10 protein-coding genes are annotated in these 18,219 nt (G+C 67.1%); 9 read left to right on the forward strand and 1 reads right to left on the reverse strand.

The window, feature by feature from the left end; genetic code table 11:
• From ACFWVD_RS23590 to ACFWVD_RS23625, 8 genes are all read left to right on the forward strand, one after another.
• A complete protein-coding gene (locus ACFWVD_RS23590) occupies window positions 1-1,803 on the forward strand; it encodes an alpha/beta hydrolase-fold protein (RefSeq protein WP_379246198.1) in 1,803 nt (600 codons plus the stop codon).
• Between the two features lie 114 nt (window positions 1,804-1,917).
• On the forward strand, window positions 1,918-2,421 hold the full coding sequence (locus ACFWVD_RS23595; protein ID WP_379246200.1) for a DUF732 domain-containing protein: 504 nt from the start codon (window positions 1,918-1,920) through the stop codon (window positions 2,419-2,421).
• Window positions 2,415-3,401 (forward strand): cutinase family protein, encoded by a 987-nt coding sequence (locus ACFWVD_RS23600; RefSeq protein ID WP_379246360.1) that lies wholly within the window; start codon window positions 2,415-2,417, stop codon window positions 3,399-3,401. Before ACFWVD_RS23595 ends, ACFWVD_RS23600 begins: the two co-directional genes overlap by 7 nt.
• A 140-nt stretch (window positions 3,402-3,541) precedes the next feature.
• Window positions 3,542-4,561, forward strand: coding sequence for an LLM class F420-dependent oxidoreductase (locus ACFWVD_RS23605; protein ID WP_379246202.1), 1,020 nt, complete (start codon window positions 3,542-3,544; stop codon window positions 4,559-4,561).
• Window positions 4,562-4,747: 186 nt separating this feature from the next.
• Window positions 4,748-6,658 (forward strand): long-chain-fatty-acid--AMP ligase FadD32, encoded by a 1,911-nt coding sequence (fadD32, locus tag ACFWVD_RS23610; RefSeq protein WP_379246204.1) that lies wholly within the window; start codon window positions 4,748-4,750, stop codon window positions 6,656-6,658.
• Window positions 6,659-6,755: 97 nt separating this feature from the next.
• Window positions 6,756-11,963, forward strand: coding sequence for a polyketide synthase Pks13 (gene pks13 / locus ACFWVD_RS23615; RefSeq protein WP_379246206.1), 5,208 nt, complete (start codon window positions 6,756-6,758; stop codon window positions 11,961-11,963).
• Window positions 11,964-11,967: 4 nt separating this feature from the next.
• Complete coding sequence (locus ACFWVD_RS23620) at window positions 11,968-13,512, forward strand: acyl-CoA carboxylase subunit beta (RefSeq protein ID WP_379246208.1); 1,545 nt, start codon at window positions 11,968-11,970, stop codon at window positions 13,510-13,512.
• A 92-nt stretch (window positions 13,513-13,604) separates the two neighbouring features.
• Window positions 13,605-14,186 carry a Uma2 family endonuclease gene (locus ACFWVD_RS23625; RefSeq protein WP_379246210.1) on the forward strand — a complete coding sequence of 194 codons (582 nt, stop codon included), beginning with the start codon at window positions 13,605-13,607 and terminating at the stop codon, window positions 14,184-14,186.
• Between the two features lie 117 nt (window positions 14,187-14,303).
• Here ACFWVD_RS23625 and ACFWVD_RS23630 read toward each other — a convergent pair whose 3' ends face one another.
• Window positions 14,304-14,801 (reverse strand): peptidylprolyl isomerase, encoded by a 498-nt coding sequence (locus tag ACFWVD_RS23630; RefSeq protein ID WP_379246212.1) that lies wholly within the window; start codon window positions 14,799-14,801, stop codon window positions 14,304-14,306.
• A gap of 78 nt (window positions 14,802-14,879) precedes the next feature.
• Here ACFWVD_RS23630 and ACFWVD_RS23635 point away from each other — a divergent pair, with 78 nt between their 5' ends.
• Window positions 14,880-18,212 (forward strand): arabinosyltransferase domain-containing protein, encoded by a 3,333-nt coding sequence (locus ACFWVD_RS23635; RefSeq protein ID WP_379246214.1) that lies wholly within the window; start codon window positions 14,880-14,882, stop codon window positions 18,210-18,212.
• Window positions 18,213-18,219: the final 7 nt, after the last annotated feature.

Here is an 18,219-nt window from a genome sequence, read left to right on the forward strand (position 1 = left end):
ATGAAACATCGTGTTCGGTTCCTCGGAATTGCGGCCATGGCGGCGGCGTTGCTCGGACCTGCCGTCACCGTTCCCACGCCCGCGCACGCGGCGGTGTCCGCGGTGCAACGGGTGGAGTGGCTGTCGGATCGGCGGGTGGCGCTGTGGGTGCATTCGGCCGCGATGAACACCCCGATCCAGGTGCAGATGCTGCTGGCGCGCGACTGGAATGCCCGGCCCGACGCGAAGTTTCCGATGATGCTGATGCTCGACGGTCTGCGCGCGCAGGACGACGAGAACGGCTGGACCAAAGACGCCGACGCCGAGGGTTTCTACGCCGACAAGAACATCAATGTGGTGCTGCCGGTGGGTGGTCAGTCGAGTTGGTATTCGGACTGGCTGTCGCCCGACAACGGCTTCACCTACAAGTGGGAAACCTTCCTCACCAAGGAACTCCCGCCGATCCTGGAACGTGATTGGCGAACCACGGATGTGCGTGGGGTGCAAGGACTTTCGATGGGTGGCACCGCGGCGATGAACCTCGCGGGCCGCAACCCCGGGCTGATGAAATATGTGGCCTCGTATTCGGGTCTGCTCACCACCACGACACTGGGCATGCCGCAGGCGATCACGTTCGCCAACAAGGACGCGGGCGGTTTCGACGCGGGCGCGATGTGGGGTCCCCCCGGCAGTCCCGAGTGGGAGGCGCACGACCCGTACCTGCTGGCCGACAAGCTCAAAGGCGTGAGCATGTACGTGTCCAGCGGCAGCGGGCTGGCGGGCAGCCACGATCAACTCGGCGAAGTGCCGCTGGTGAGCGAGAACTGGGCGGGTACGGGTCTGGAGATCCTGTCGCGGTTGTCGACTCAGAATTTCGTGGCCAAGCTGGAGAAACTCGAGATTCCGGTGCAGGCGAATTACCGTCCCGCGGGCACACATACGTGGCCGTACTGGGATTTCGAAATGCGTCAGTCCTGGAACCAGGCCGCCGCGGCACTGGGCACCGATCCCGGCGGCGCGACCTGCACGCTGGGCGGCGCGATCGCCGGACTCGCGCAGGCGGCCAACTGGCTGGGCAACTGCGTGACCGCCGAGTACCCCGCCGGCACCGGAATCGCGCAGGACTTCCCGAACGGCCGGGTCTTCCATTCCGCCGCGACGGGCACCCATGCCGTGGCCGGTCGGATCGGCGGCACCTACGCCGGAATCGGCGGCGCGACATCGCCATTGGGCCTGCCCAACGGCGAGGACCGCGCCCTGCCCGACGGCCGCGGCCGGATGCAGACGTTCGAAGGCGGTTCGATCTACTGGACCCCGCAGACCGGTGCCCAGGTGATGCGCGGCGCGTTCCTCGAAGCCTGGGGCAAGCAGGGTTTCGAAGGTGGTCCCGCCGGTTACCCGGTGGCCGCCGAAGCCCGCACACCCAGCCGTGACGGCTCGGTGCAGGCCTTCGAACACGGTCCGATGTTCTACAGCCCGGCCACCGGCGCCCATCGCGTGCAGGGTTTCGTGCTGGACAAGTACAGCCAGCTCGGGTTCGAGAACAGCCCGCTGGGTTTCCCGGTGGCCGAGGAAGCGCCGCTGAAGGATCTGGGCCGGTTCAGCAGGTTCGAGGGCGGCAACATCTATTGGAGTCCGCTGTCGGGCGCCTGGTCGGTGCGCAACGGCGCCATGGCCGACGCGTGGGGCGCGCAGGGTTTCGAGAACGGCAGGCTCGGCTATCCCGTCAGCGACGAGTTCGTGGTCCCCGGCGGAATCCAGCAGAACTTTCAGACCGGGTTCATCGTGGTGCGAGACGGCAAATCCGAAGTTCACGGCGTGTGAGCTCGGGCTGAGAACTGTCTGAGCATCATCGCGCGGTACCCGATGACGCGGTTTGTCGCGCTAGCCTGGTCTGCGACCGCTTCCCCGCAGCAACTTTCGAGGAAAGACATCTTCATGCATCGGATCACTGGCAAGGTAGCCGGATCGGTCGCGGCCCTGGCTGCCGTGGCCATGTTGTCCGCCTGTGGCGGCAACGACTCGACCGCGTCGCAGACGCCCACCCTCTCGAGCAGCGCCGCGCAGAAGTCGACCACGACGCCGCCGGTGGTCATCGAGCCGCCCGCCGAGGCACCGTCGAGCACTGCCGCGCCCACCAGCGCGCAGACCGAGGAGCCCACGCCCATCCCGCAGACCACCGCCGTCGCGCCCGCGGCAGGCAAGGACAAGGCGTTCCTCGACGAGCTGGCCAAGAACGGCATCACCCCCGGTGATCAGACGACCGCGCTCACCACCGCGTCGTACATCTGCTCGGTCAAGGGCACCGGGGCCAGTGATTCCGATGTGGCCACCTTCGTCGCCGCGATGGCGGGCACCGACCCGGCCTTCGATCCGGCGAAGATGGACGTCAACAAGGCAGCGCAGATCTACATCGCCGCCGCGAACTCGACCTACTGCTAGTGAACGCCCGACCGACACGTCGCAAGTTCTGGCCCGCGGGTTGCCTGACCGTGGTGGCCCTGCTGGTGCTCGCGATCATCGTCATCGTGCTGCTGTGGTACCTGCTGGCGGGTCGGTTGCGCGAGCCGGGGCCCACGCCGCCCGGTCCGCCGCCGCCCACCTCGCAGTCCGCGGACTGCCCCGATGTGATGTTGCTGTCGATTCCGGGCACCTGGGAGTCGTCGAGCACCGACGACCCGTACAACCCGCAGGCCAACCCGATCTCGTTGATGCTGGGCGTGACCGGGCCGCTGCGCGCGCAGTTCCCCGACAACCGGCTCGAGGTGTACACGGTGCCGTACGTGGCCCAGTTCTCGAACCCGATCGCGCTGCCGCCCGACGGTCAGGCCTCGTACAACAACAGCCGCACCGAGGGCACCGCGCGTGCCACCGACATCCTGGCCCAGCGGCACAAGGAATGCCCGCTGACCACCTACGTCATCGCGGGCTTCTCGCAGGGCGCGGTGATCGCCGGTGACGTGGCCGCCCAGATCGGCGCGGGCAACGGTCCGATCCCCGAGGCCAACGTGTTGGGTGTGACGGTGATCGCCGACGGCCGCCGCACCGCCACCGGTCCCGGCTTGCCCACCGAGATCGGCGACCCCCCGCCCGCGGGCGACGGCGCCGAGGTGGCGCTGCGCGGCGTGAACGTGCCCGGCATCAGCATGACCGGCCCGCGCCCCGGCGGCTTCGGCACGCTGGCACCGAAGGTGTTCTCGATCTGCGCGCCCGGCGACATGATCTGCGACGCGCCACGCGAGGCACTGAACCCGCTCAACGCACTGGGCAGTCTCGCCGCGCTGATCCGCTCGGCGGGCAATCCGGTGCACGCGCTGTACGCCTCCAACACCGTGGACGCCAACGGCACCACGGCCACCCAGTGGACCGTGAACTGGGCCGCGGGCCTGATCGAGAACGCACCACATCCGCCACATTCCTGACGGAGTTGTCACAGTCACAGTGGGGGCGTGGTTGCCACCGATCACGCCCCGCTGTGACATCCGCACGCCGGATCGCTCGCACGCTGTAAAGTGCGCTGGGAATTGCGCCCGAGTCCACACCAGCCAGGAGCGAAGAGTTCATGACCGAAGCTGCCGCACCCGTCGGTGAGTTGACCGCGCTGGGTACGCCGCTGCGTCCGTTCCGCTTCGCCGCAGCAGGCGAAGGCAACAAACAGGAGGGCGGCGCACGCAAGTTCGTGCAGACGGCGCAGGAAGCCGAGGAGATGGGTTACGACACGTTCGTCGTGCCCGACCACCTCGGCGATCAGATCGGCCCGATCGCCGCGCTGGGCGCACTCACCCAGGCCACCAGCAAGATCCGTCTGGGCACGTCGGTGCTGGCCAACGGCATGCGCCACCCCGTGGTGCTCGCCAAAGAGCTGGCCACCCTGGATGTGCTGTCCAAGGGTCGGCTCGAGGTCGGCGTCGGAGCGGGCTGGATCAAGGAAGAGTTCGACAACGCGGGCATCCCGTTCGAGCGTCCCGGCCTGCGGCTGGAGAAGCTGGACGAGTCGCTGACCATCCTGGACACGCTGCTGCGTGGCCAGGAGTGCACCTTCGAGGGCAAGCACTACCAGGTGCGTGGCGTCAAGGGCACTCCTCGTCCACGGCAGGGTCCGCGTCCGCCGCTGTGTACCGGTGGCGGCGGTCCCAAGATGCTGGCCCTTGCTGCCAAGCACGCCGATATCGTCTCGGTCGTGCCGCAGACCACCAAGAACGGCAAGGGTCTGCTGTCGGGCATCACGCTCGAGAAGACGATCGAGAAGGTCGAATGGGTGCGCGCCGCGGCGGGCGACCGGTTCGCCGATATCGAGCTGAACTGGGCCATCACCGCCATCGTCATCACCGACGACCGGGAGAAGACCGCGGAGATGGCGTTGCGCGCGATCGAACGCGGCCTGCATCCCGACCTCGAAGTCGACGTCGAACTGACCGTGGAACAGATCCTCGAGTCGCCGTACATCGCGATCGGCACGTTCGAGGAAATCGCCGAACAGGTCAAACGTGTGCGGCAACTCACTTCGATGTCGTATGTGGGCATCTTCCCCACCCAGATGGACGCATTCGCGCCTGTCATTCCGCTGCTGCGGGAGGACTGAGCGGGGGGTCCTCTGTAACATGACTCTGGTTTGAGAACATTTAGCCGATAGCGGTCACCGCGCAGACCGCTTGTGAAAATCCGCAGGTTGTCGACGCACGCTCAGGTGAGTCCGATGTCCGGTGGCGATATAGCGAGTCGAGGCCGCAGAGCTTGTCATCGCGTGTCCTCGCAAGGAGAAGAAGGAATGGAACAGACTTTCGACGACTACCTGGACGAGACCGGGAACATCATCATTCCCGAGGGTCGCACCCTGGTCGATCACGTCGAGAAGCACACCCGAAACGATGCCAATACGCTCGCGTACCGCTACATCGACTACTCGCGGGAACGCGACGGTGAGGTACACGAGCTGACCTGGCAGGAATTCGGTGTGCGGCTGCGCGCGGTGGCCGCTCGGCTGCAGCAGGTGACCAACCCGGGCGACCGGGTCGCGATCCTCGCGCCGCAGGGGCTCGACTACGTGATCTCCTTCTTCGCCGCGATCTACGCCGGCACCATCGCGGTGCCGCTGTTCGATCCCGACGAGCCGGGCCACACCGACCGCTTGCACGCCGTTCTCGGCGACTGCGAGCCGTCGGCGATCCTCACCGCGACCTCCTCGGCCGCCGGTGTCCGCCAGTTCTTCCGCTCGCTGCCCGCGGCCCAGCGCCCGCGCATCATCGCCGTGGACGCCATCCCCGACACCCTGGGTGACTCGTGGGTGCGTCCCGACACCGCGGTCGACGACATCGCCTACCTGCAGTACACCTCGGGTTCCACCCGGGTACCCGCCGGTGTGGAGATCACCCATCGCGCGGTGGGCACCAACCTGCTGCAGATGATCAACTCGCTGAACATGAACGAGAACTCGCGCGGCGTGACCTGGCTGCCGCTGTTCCACGACATGGGCCTGTTGACGGTGATCCTGCCCGCGGTGGGCGGCAAGTTCATCACCATCATGTCGCCCAGCGCGTTCGTGCGTCGGCCGTCGCGGTGGATCAACGAGCTGGCCGCCGTGTCCGACGGTGCCGGCACGTTCGCGGCGGCACCGAACTTCGCGTTCGAGCACGCTGCCGCGCGTGGTGTGCCCAAGGCGGGCGAATCGCTTGACCTGTCGAACGTGATCGGCCTGATCAACGGGTCCGAGCCGGTGACCGTGTCCTCGATGAAGAAGTTCAACGAGGCGTTCGCGCCGTTCGGGCTGCCCAAGACCGCGATCAAGCCCTGCTACGGCATGGCGGAGGCGACGCTGTTCGTCTCGGCGACCAAGGCCGAGGACGAGGCCAAGTACGTCTACGTGGATCGTCACGAGCTCAACGCGGGCCGCATGGTGCGCGTTGACCAGTCGCACGAGTCGGCCATCGCGCAGGTCTCGTGTGGTTACGTGGGGCTGTCGCAGTGGGCCGCGATCATCGACCCCGAGACCGCCGACACCGCGCAGGGTCGCGAACTGCCCGACGGGCACGTCGGCGAGATCTGGCTGCACGGCAAGAACATGGGCATCGGCTACTGGGGACGCCCCGACGAGTCGACCAAGGCGTTCCGCAACCGGGTCACCGAGCCGGTCGACGGCGGGCACACCGCGGGCACCGAGCCCGATGCCGACTGGATGCGCACCGGCGACTTCGGTGTGTACTTCGAAGGTGAGTTGTTCATCACCGGTCGCGTCAAGGACCTGGTGATCGTCGACGGCCGCAACCACTACCCGCAGGATCTGGAGTTCTCCGCACAGGAGGCGTCCAAGTCGCTGCGTCCCGGTTTCGTCGCGGCCTTCGCGGTGCCGGCCAACCAGCTGCCCGCCGAGGTCTTCGCCGCCGACAGCCACTCCGGCCTGAAGTTCGACGTCGACGACGCGTCCGAGCAGCTGGTGGTGGTGGCCGAACGTGGTCCCGGTGCCGGTAAGGCCGATCCTGGGCCCATCGCGGACGCGGTGCGCGCGGCGGTGTCGCAACGTCACGGCGTGACCGCTCGTGACATCCTGCTGGTGCCCGCGGGGTCCATCCCGCGTACGTCCAGCGGCAAGATCGCCCGGCGCGCCTGCAAGGCCGCCTACCTCGAGGGAACTCTGCGCGGTGGTTACACCCAGCAGGCTTTCCCCGATGCACCGGAAGAGTAATCGGCCCACCGGTTCGGTGATGGCACTCGGCGTGTGACGCATGCCGGGTGCCATTCCACGGCGCGCCCTGTAGGCAGACAGGTAGCTTGAGGAATTGATGGCTAACAACGAGGGCACCCCCGAATTCCCGTCCGAGTCGTCCGCTTCGGCGGAACTCTCGGTAGCTGAGCTGCGTGAATGGTTACGCCGCTGGGTTGCCGACGCGACCGGACAGTCTGTCGACGCGATCACCGTCGACCGACCGATGGAGGAGTTCGGGCTGGCCTCGCGCGACGCCCTCGCCCTCGGTGGTGACATCGAGGACCTCACCGGCGTGATTCTGACGCCGACGGTGGTGTACCAGCATCCGACGATCGCCTCGCTGGCCGAGGTGATCATCAACGGTGAGCCCGAGCCTGCCGCTGTGGACGACTCGGATTACACCGCCGCGTTCGCGCCTTCCGAGGCGCATGACATCGCGGTGGTCGGCCTGTCGACGCGTCTGCCGGGTGCGGGGACGACTCCTGAGTCGACCTGGGAGTTCATCATCGGGCGCGGTGATGCGATTCGTGAGCTGCCCGAGGGGCGGTGGGACGAGTTCATGACCGACCCGACCGTGGCCCAGACCATCGACAACGCCAACACTCTCGGCGGCTACCTGGACCAGGACGTCATCAAGGGTTTCGACGCCGAGTTCTTCGCGATGTCGCCGATCGAGGTCGAGCAGGTCGACCCGCAGCAGCGGCTGATGATGGAGCTCACCTGGGAGGCGCTCGAGCACGCGCGCATCCCGGCCAGCGATCTCAAGGGCGAACAGGTCGGCGTGTTCGTCGGCTCGTCCACCAACGATTTCCAGATGATCGCCTCGCTCGGTCTCGGCGACACCGATCCCGACGCGCCCGCTTCGTCTCGCGGCTACGCGCTGCTGGGCGGCTCGACCGGCATCATCGCCAACCGCGTGTCGTACTTCTACGACTTCCGCGGCCCGTCGATCACCGTCGACACCGCCTGCTCGTCGACCATCGTGGCCGTGCACCAGGCCGTGCGCGCGCTGCGCAGCGGCGAGGCCGAGGTGGCGCTGGCCGGTGGCGTGAACATGATCCTGGCCCCCGTCATCACCCTCGGTTTCGACCAGAACGGCGCGGTCGCCAAGGACGGGCACATCAAGCCGTTCTCCTCCGATGCCGACGGCATGGTTCGCTCCGAGGGCGCGGGCATGCTCGTGCTCAAGCGCCTGGCCGATGCCGAGCGCGACGGCGACACCATCATGGGCGTCATCAAGGGCTCCGCGGTGAATTCCGACGGCCGTTCCAACGGTCTGTTCGCCCCGAACCCCGACGCGCAGGCCGACGTCCTGCGTGCGGCCTACCGCGACGCGGGCATCGTTCCCTCCACGGTCGACTACATCGAGGCCCACGGCACCGGTACGCCCATCGGCGACCCGATCGAAGCCGAGGCGCTCGCCCGCGTCATCGGCCGTGGTCGCGATGCCGACAAGCCCGCACTGCTCGGTTCCGCGAAGTCCAACTTCGGTCACCTCGAATCGGGCGCGGGCGCGGCGAGCCTCGCGAAGGTGCTGATGTCGTTCCAGCACAACGTGATTCCGCCGAACATCAACTACGCGGGCCCCAGCCCGTACATCCCGTTCGAACAGGCCAATCTCAAGGTCGTCGACTCCGCCACCGAGTTCCCCCGCTACAGCGGCGTCGCGACCGTCGGCATCTCCGGCTTCGGTTTCGGTGGCACCAACGCGCACGTCGTGCTGCAGGAATACGTGCCGTCCGCGCCCGTGGTCCAGGACGTGACCCCCGAGCAGATCGCCGCCGTGGAGCTGGCCGTCGAGGAGATCGAGGGCACCGAGACCACCACCGATGTGGTCGCCGAGGCCACCGCGATCACCGAGGCCGCCGCCGAGATCGTGCAGCCCACTGTGGTCGTCGAGTGGGACGGCGAACGCGAGGAGCCGCTGCCGGTCATCCTGGCCGTGTCCGCCTACCTGCCCTCGCGTCGCAAGCGCGCCGCCGCGGACCTGGCCGACTGGCTGGAAGGCGCGGGCAAAGACGTCCCGCTCACCGATGTCGCCCGTTCGCTGGCCAAGCGCAGCCACCAGCGTTCGCGCGGTGTGGTGATCGCCAAGACTCGCGACGAGGCCGTGGCCGGTCTGCGCGCCATCGCCGAGGGCAAGCCCGGTGCGGGCGTGTTCACCGCCGATTCGCCCGCGTCCAACGGCGCGATCTGGGTGTTCTCCGGTTTCGGATCGCAGCATCGCAAGATGGCCAAGCAGCTGTACACCGAGAACTCGATCTTCCGCACCACCGTCGACGAGGTCGACGAGCTGGTGCAGGACGAGGCCGGTTACTCCATTCGCGAGATGATCCTCGACGACGCCCAGGATTACGACGTGGGCACCTGCCAGGTCGGCATCTTCACCATCCAGCTCGGTCTGGCCGCGGTGCTGCGCGCGCACGGCGCGGAACCCGCTGGGGTGGTTGGTCATTCGATGGGCGAGGTGGCCGGTTCGTACATCGCCGGTGGCCTGTCGATCGAAGACGCGGTGCGCGTGATCTGCGCCCGCTCGCGCCTGATGGGCGAGGGCGAGCAGATGCTGACCGACGACGAAGTGCGCAACATGGCACTGGTCGAACTCAGCGCGCACGACGTGGCGCAGCTGCTGCCGAAGTACCCCGACGTGGAGTGCGCGGTGTACGCCGCGCCGACCAACACCGTGATCGGCGGCCCGCGTGAGCAGGTCGAGCAGATCGTCGCCGAGGTCGAGGCGATGGGCAAGTTCGCCCGGATCCTGCAGACCCGCGGCGCGGGCCACACCTCGCAGATGGACCCGCTGCTGGGCGAACTGGCTGCGGAGCTGGCGGGCATCGAGCCGACCTCGCTGACTACCGGCCTGTACTCCACGGTCCACGAGGGCCTGTTCTTCAAGCCCGGCTCGGACCCGATCCACAACGAGCCCTACTGGGTGAAGAACATGCGCGGCAGCGTCTACTTCACCAACGCGGTCAAGGCCGCTGTCGACACCGGACACACCACGTTCCTGGAGCTGGCGCCCAATTCCGTTGCGCTGATGCAGGTTCTGGGCACCACCTTCGCGGCGGGCGTGCACGACGCACAGCTCATCCCGACGCTGAAGCGCAAGGAAGACGAGTCCGCCGGTGTGATCAGCGCGCTCGCGCAGCTGTACGTGCACGGCCACGCGGTGAACCTGAGTTCGCTGCTGCCCGAAGGTGATTACGCCGACGTGCCGCGAACTGCGTTCGTGCGCAAGGAGTACTGGCCCAAGGTGTCGATGTCGTCGGGTGGCGGCAGCGCCCGCGTGCCCGGCGCGCACGTCGCCATGCCGGATGGTCGGCACGCCTGGGAGGTTCAGGCCTCCTCGGTCAACGATCTGCCCGCTCTGGTGAAAGCCGCTGCGTCCCAGGTGCTTTCCGACGTCGCGGTCTCTGTTTCGCATCCCCACGCCGCACTGCCTGATTCCGGCACGCTGACCACCACGCTGACCCCGCACCTCGGTGGTGCGTCGGTGCAGGTGCACGCGAAGTCCGCGACCGGGTTCACCCTGCTGTTCGACGCGGTCGTCACCTCCGGTGCCGCACTGCACGAACCCGTTGTCGCGCTTGCCGTTCCGGCCGCCGAGCAGTCGGCCGCCGAGATCGCCATCGCCACCGGTGACCGGTGGGATGCCAACGGCAGCGAAACCATCGAACAGCGACTGTGCGTCATCGTCGCCGAATCCATGGGCTACGCCGTCGAGGACCTCCCGATGGAGATCCCGCTGATGGAACTCGGCCTGGATTCGCTGATGGCCATGCGCATCAAGAACCGCGTCGAGTACGAATTCGACATCCCGCAGCTGCAGATCTCCGCGGTGCGCGACGCCAGCCTCAACGAGGTGTCGAAGGTGCTGCGGTACGCGATCGAGCATCGCGACGAGGTCGCGGCGATGGCGGAGAAGCAGGCTGCTGCCAAGGCCGCGGGTGAAGATGTCGAGTTGGGTGTCGATGCCAACTTCGTCGAGGCTGCTCGGGCCGCGATTGCCGCGGGCGAGGATCCGTTGAACGTGGCGAAGCAGGCCGGGGCGCAGGTTGCGCCGGAAGCTGGTGCGGGCGAAACGGTTTCGACTGCTGCCGTAACCGAAAGCGCTGCCGCTGTCGCGGATCCTGTTGCTGCTGAGCCGGAATCGGCCGTCGCCGACATCGACTACTTCGCCGATGCCGCGGCCGGTGACGAGGACAACGTTCCCCCGCGTGACGCTGCCGAACGTCTGGCCTACGCCACTTGGGCTCTGGTCACCGGCGCATCGCCCGGCGGCGTCTACAACACCCTGCCCATCCTCGAGGAGGACGTCGCCGAGAAGATGGCGGCGCGCCTGACCGAGCGGGTCAAGGCCGAGGTCACCGTCGACGATGTGCTCGATTGCGAGACCATCGAGCAGCTCGCCGAGATCGTGCGCAACCTGCAGGACAGCGGCGCCGACGTGGACGGTTTCATCCGCCCGCTGCGTGCCCGCGTCGAAGGATCCTCGGCCACACCGGTTTTCGTGTTCCACCCCGCCGGCGGCAACACGCTGGTCTACGAGCCGCTGCTCAAGCGCCTGCCCGCCGACACCCCGATGTACGGGTTCGAACGGGTCGACGGCTCCATCGAGGAGCGGGCCCGCGAGTACCTGCCGGAGCTGCGCAAGATCCAGGGCGAGGGCCCGTACGTGCTGTACGGCTGGTCGCTGGGCGCGGTGCTGGCCTTGCAAGTGGGTCAGCTGCTGCGCGAGGAAGGCGCCGACGTGCGTTACGTCGGCCTGATCGACCTCGCGCGCACTGTCGAGGACGAGGACAACAGCCCCGAGGAGCGCGTGCGTCGCCTCGAGCGGTACCAGGCCTTCGCCAAGAAGACCTACAACGTGCCGGCCGAGCTCGACCGGGAGCAGATCGAGGAGCTGGCCGCCGCGTCGGACGACGAGCAGTTCTCCATGATCAGCGATCTGATCAAGCTGTCCGGTGCCAAGATCCCCGGCGGTGTGCTCGAACACCAGCGCACCTCATGGCTCGAGAACCGCGCGCTGACCGTCGCCGAGCCTCGCCAGTACGACGGTGACGTCGTGCTGTACCTGGCCGACCGCTACCACGACGGCGCGATCGAACTCGAGCCCCGCTTCGCCGACCGCAAGCCCAACGGCGGCTGGGACGAGTACATTCCGAACCTCGAAGTGGTCAATATTCCGGGCGACCACCTGCAGATTGTCGATGAACCGCGGATCGGCCAGATCGGTGCCGACCTCGCTGCCAAGCTGGCCGCGATTTCCGCCAAGGGAGAATGAGTAAGTGAGCACGACCGCCGAAAAGCTTGCCGATCTACACGAGCGGCTCGAGCTCGCCAAGGAACCCGCCGGTGCCAAGGGCATCGCCAAGCGGGCGCACAAGGGCATTCCCAGTGCCCGCGACCGGATCAACCAGCTGCTGGACCCCGGCACGTTCGTGGAGATCGGCGCGCTGGTGCGCAAGCCCGGCGACGCGAACGCGCTCTACGGTGACGGTGTCGTGGTCGGGCACGGCAAGGTCGAGGGTCGCCCGGTGGCGGTGTTCTCGCACGATCAGACCGTGTACGGCGGTTCGGTGGGCGAGGCGTTCGGGCGCAAGCTGTGCGGTTTGATGCAGTACGCGTCGAAGGTCGGCATTCCGCTGGTCGGCATCAACGATTCCGGTGGCGCGCGCGTGCAGGAGGCGATCAGTTCGCTGGCCTGGTACGCGTGGATGGCCACCAATCTCGAACCGCTGTCGGGCATGGTCCCGCTGGTGTCGGTGATCCTGGGCAACTGCGCCGGTGGCGCGGTGTACGAGCCGATCTGCACCGATGTCGTGGTGGCCACCGAGTCCGCGCACATGTTCGTGACCGGCCCGAAGATCATCAAAGAGGTCACCGGCGAGGACGTGAGCCTCGAGGAGCTCGGTGGTGCGCGCACGCAGGCCGAGTACGGCAACATCCACCACGTCGCCAAGGACGAGGAGGCGGCGTTCAAGTGGGTGCGCGAGTACCTGGGCTACATGCCCAGCAGCTGCCAGGAACTGCCGCCGGTGGTCAACCCCGGCCTGGAGCCGGAGATCACCGACTCCGACCGTGAACTGAACTCGTTCATGCCCGATTCCGACAATGCCGGCTACGACATGTACGACATCCTGCTGCGCATCTTCGACGACGGTGAGTTCAAGGAGATCAGCGCCGACACCGGCCCCAACATCATCACCGGTTTCGCCCGCATCGACGGCCGCACCGTCGGCGTGGTCGCCAACCAGCCGATGGCCGCGGCAGGCGCCCTGGACGCCCGCGCGTCCGACAAGGCCTCCCATTTCGTGCGCCTGTGCGACGCCTTCGAGATCCCGCTGATCTTCGTGGTCGACACCCCCGGCTTCCTGCCCGGCGTCGAACAGGAAAAGGTAGGCGTGATCAAGCGCGGCGGCCGCTTCCTGTTCTCCTACGTGGAAGCCTCGGTCCCCAAGATCACCCTGGTGGTCCGCAAGTCCTACGGCGGCGGCTACGCGGTCATGGGCTCCAAGCAACTGGGCGCCGACATCAACCTCGCCTGGCCCACCGCCCGCATCGCCGTCATGGGCGCAGAAGGCGCGGTAAGCCTCCTAGGCGCGGCCCAAATCGCGGCAGCCCCCGAAGACCAACGCGCCGCCATCCGCCAAAACCTGATCAACTTCTACAACGAGAACGTAGCCACCCCCTGGGTAGCAGCCGAACGCGGCTTCATCGACGCCATCATCGAACCAGCAACCACCCGCCTCGAACTCCGCCGAGCCCTGAAGTTGCTGCAAGACAAAAAGATCCAACGCAACCCCCGCAAGCACCACGTGCTGCCGCTATAGACCAACCCCCAAACGGGCCGCCTCGAACCCCTTCGAGGCGGCCCGTTCGCGCATTCTTCGCGGATCGTATCGCCGCTGGGTATCGTTGTGGCATGACCGCAGCGCCTGAGCCGCTCATGACGACCGGGGAGTTCGAAGAACTTGCTCGCGTTGCCGGTCGCGTCTCGGATGGTGTTCGACTGGAGTACGTCGAGGGGAAGCTGGGGGCCAAAGCCGTGCCGGACGGGGACCATGACTGCGTGCTCGAGTGGTTGATGCGGATCTTGCTCGTCCTTCGGCCCGAACTTTGGCTCTTTCCGGAACGCGGCCTGAAGATCGACTCCTACCGCACGGGCCGAGCACGCCCGGACGGCACTTTGGCGCCGACCGGAGTATTCGCGGGCCAGTCGGAGTGGGCCGACCCCACCCCCGTCTTGATGGTGGTCGAGGTGACCTCTCACGACCAAGACACCGACCGCCGGGATCGTTGCGAAAAGCCCCGCGCCTACGCCCGAACCGGCATCCCGATCTACCTCCTGATCGACCGCGAAAAGGGTTGCGTCGTAGTGCGTAGCAACCCGGTCGATGGCGAATACGAACGAATCCTGATCCAGCCCTTCGGCGCCGAAGTCCCGATCCCTGATCCGGTAGGAATCACCCTCGATACCGAACCGTTGAAAGCCTGGGTGTCCTGACGCGCTCCTCCCGGGAATCATCGGGGCGGGCCGGAATCCCGCTGGACCAAGTCTAATCGGTGGACGGGCTCGGGCCGTCACCTATGATTGTGGTGACGGCCCGAGTGATGTCGAAAATCAGGCGACAGAGGCGGATTCGATGATGACGTCGTCGACGGGAACATCCTGGTGCGGTCCCGCGCTGCCGGTGTTGACGGCGGCGATCTTGTCGACGACCTCGGTGCCGTCGACGACCTTGCCGAACACCGCGTAACCCCAACCCTGACCCTGGGGCGCGGAGTGGTTGAGGAAGGCGTTGTCGGAGATGTTGATGAAGAACTGGGCGGTGGCCGAGTGGGGGTCGTTGGTGCGGGCCATCGCGACGGTGTACTTGTCGTTCTTCAGGCCGTTGGTGGCCTCGTTCTGAATGGGCGCCTGAGTCGGCTTCTGCTTCAGGCCGGGTTCGAAGCCGCCGCCCTGCACCATGAAACCGGGGATGACGCGGTGGAACACGGTGCCGGCGTAGTGGCCCGAGTTCACGTAGTTCACGAAGTTGGCGACCGTGTTCGGCGCGGCCTGGTCGTCCAACTCGAGCACGATCGGTCCGTAATTGGTTTCGAGATTCACCTTGGTCATGGAGTCGAGTCTAGGGAAGTCTCCCCGTAAGGCGTGCGACCCCTCGTAAGTACCGGGAGACAGATACCATGTCGAACCGTGCCAGACGCCGCAACTGCTGTTCTTACCAAGCCGCCCGCTGGACCGGTGGCGTCCGCGAAGGACTTCCGGGTCGCGCGATGGATCGCGATCGTCGCCGGGATACTCGGGGCGCTGTTCGCGGTGGCTACGCCGTTTCTGCCGGTGAGTCAGACCACCGCGCAGTTGAACTGGCCGCAGAACGGGAACCTGGGCAATGTGCAGGCGCCGTTGATGTCGCAGGTGCCTATTGATGTGAACGTGTCGATTCCGTGTAGTGCGGTGGCGTCGTTGCCCGAGCAGGGCGGGATGTTGTTGGCCACCGCGCCTGCGCAGGGTGATCGGGCGGCGTTGGAGGCGCTGTTCGTGCGTGTCTCGGAGACGTCGGTGGATGTGGTGGACCGCAATGCGGTGGTCGCGTCGGCGCCGCGGTCGGAGATGGGCGGGTGTTCGGCGATTCGGATCAGTTCCGATCAGTCGCGCACGACCGCGGAGTTCGCTGGGCTGACGAAGATGATCGAGCGGCCGATCGTGGGTCAGCCGGGTGCGGTGGAGACCGTGCAGGTTCCGGTGCAGGGTCAGCTGCCCGGTGATCTGCGGCCGCAGATCGTGGGCGTGTTCACCGATCTCAAAGGTGATGTCCCGCAGGGTCTTTCGCTGACGTCGACGATCGATACCCGCTTCTCGTCGAGCCCGTCGCCGATCAAACTGGTCGCCATCATCGCGGCCGTGTTGTGCACGTTGCTGGCGCTGGCGGCGCTGGGCCGTCTCGACGGCAGTGACGGCCGCGGCCACCGCCGGTTCCTGCCGCGCAACTGGTTGAAGCCGACGTGGGCCGACGCCGCGGTGATCGGCACCCTGCTGATCTGGCATTTCGTCGGCGCCAACACCTCCGACGACGGCTACATCCTGTCGATGGTCCGCGTGGCCCCCGACGCGGGCTATACGGCCAACTACTTCCGCTGGTACGGCGTCCCGGAGGCCCCGTTCGGCTGGTACTACTACGTGATCCAGGTGTTCGCCGAGATCTCCACGGCCAGCCCGTGGGTGCGCGTTCCGGCGCTGATCTGCGCGATCCTGTGCTGGATGGTGATCAGCCGCGAGGTGGTGCCGCGCCTTGGCAACGCCGTGAAACGCAGCCAGGTGGCGCTGTGGACCGGTGGGTTGGTGTTCCTGGCGTTCTGGCTGCCGTTCGACAACGGCCTGCGTTCGGAGCCGATCGTGGCGCTGGGCGCGCTGCTGACGTGGGTGTCGATCGAACGCGCGATCGCGACCGGTCGCCTGCTGCCCGCGGGTATCGCGGTGCTGATCGCGGCGTTCACTCTCGCCGCCGCGCCCACCGGTTTGATGTGTGTGGCCGCGCTGTTGGCCGGTATCCGTCCGCTGGTGCGGATCATCGTGCGCCGTCATCGCGAATTCGGCACGGTCGCGCTGCTGGCCCCGATCGCTTCGGCCGGTCTGCTCGTGCTGGTCGTGGTCTACGGCGACCAGACCTTCGCCGGTATCCAGGAAGCCAACCGGGTGCGTCAGGCCACCGGCCCGAACCTGGCCTGGTACGAGGACTACCTGCGCTACTACTACATGTTCGTCGAGACCGTCGACGGTTCGCTGGCCAGGCGTTTCGCGTTCCTGGTGATGCTGCTGTGCCTGTTCACCACGCTGCTGGTGCTGCTGCGCCGCCGTCAGGTGCCCGGTATCGCGTCGGGTCCGACCTGGCGTTTGATGGGCATCGTCTTCGGCACGATCTTCTTCATGATGTTCAACCCCACCAAGTGGACCCACCACTTCGGTGCCTACGCGGGCATCGCGGGTGGCCTGGCGGCGGTGACGGCGGTGGCGGTGTCGCAGAGTGCGTTGCGCTCGCGCAAGAACCGGGCGATCTTCCTGGCCGGGTTGCTGTTCGTGCTGGCGCTGTCGTTCTCGGGCATCAACGGGTACTGGTACGTGTCCAGTTACGGCGTGCCGTGGTTCGACAAGACCATTTCGGTGAGCGGCATCAACTCCAACACGGTGATGCTGATCCTGTTCGGCGTCGCGTTGGCACTGGTGGGCTGGTACGCGCTGCGCGAAGACTATGTGAAACCGCAACCCTCGGCGAAGAGCAAGCGCGGCAAGCGAATTCGCAAGTTCGCGGCGATTCCGCTGACCGTGGTGGTCGGGTTGATGGTGCTGTTCGAAGTGGCGTCGCTGGTGAAGGGCGCCACCCAGCAGTACCCCGGTTACTCGCTGGGCCGCGGCAATATCGACGCGTTGAGCAACAACTCGTGCGGCCTGGCCAACGATGTGCTGGTCGAAGCCGACCCCAACGCGGGCAGGCTCGAGCCGATCGTCGACCCGGCCCGCCCGTTCACCGACCCCGACGACCCGCTCGCGGGCATCGGCGCGGTCGGTTTCACCCCCAACGGTGTGCCGGGCGACCTGTCCGCCGACGCGGTCGAGGTGAAGCCGGGCACCGGTAACACCAGCAACCAGTCGGTCGGCGCGGCCTTCGCGGAGGGCGAGAGCGCGGGCACCGGCGGCGGACAGGGCGCGCGCGGCATCAACGGTTCGACCGTGGCGCTGCCGTTCGGCCTCGACCCTGCCGTGACCCCGATTCTGGGCTCCTACCAGGAGGGCATGCAGCAGCCGGCCCACCTGGAGTCGGCCTGGTACGGGCTGCCGGAACGCTCGGCGGACTCGCCGCTGGTCGTGATCAGCGCGGCCGGCCGCATCGCGTCCAAGGACGACACCGGCGACGACAACTACGGTCAGGCGCTGTTCGTCGAATACGGCACCCGCAACCCCGATGGCAGCGTCGCCGTGCTCGGCGCCTACCAGCCGCGCGATATCGGCCCGGCGCCGTCGTGGCGCAACCTGCGCGTGCCGCTGGCGGAGCTCGCGCCCGAGGCGAACGCGGTGCGCGTGCTGGTCAACGACCCGATCCTGATCGGCGACCAGTGGTTGGCGTTCACCCCGCCGCGCGTGCCCAAGCTGCAGACCCTGGACACGTTCATCGGTCGTGACCAGCCGGTTCTGCTCGACTGGGCGGTCGGCCTGCAGTTCCCCTGCCAGCGTCCGTTCTCGCACAAGAACGGCGTGGCCGAGGTGCCGAACTACCGGATCCTGCCCGACCGTCCGCTGGCGATCTCGTCGACCGACACCTGGCAGGCGCAGGAATTCGGCGGACCGTTGGGCATGACGCAGATGCTGGCGGCCCGGGTGACGATCCCGACCTATCTGAACCACGACTGGGCCCGTGACTGGGGTTCGCTGGAACGCTACGACCAGTACGCGAAGGCGACGCCGGCGAAGCTCGAGACCGGGCGTGAGGCGCGGTCCGGGCTGTGGACGCCGGGGCCCCTGCGAGTCTTCTGAGCACGCT

This window comes from Nocardia sp. NPDC058666 (assembly GCF_042714895.1).
Classification (GTDB): domain Bacteria; phylum Actinomycetota; class Actinomycetes; order Mycobacteriales; family Mycobacteriaceae; genus Nocardia.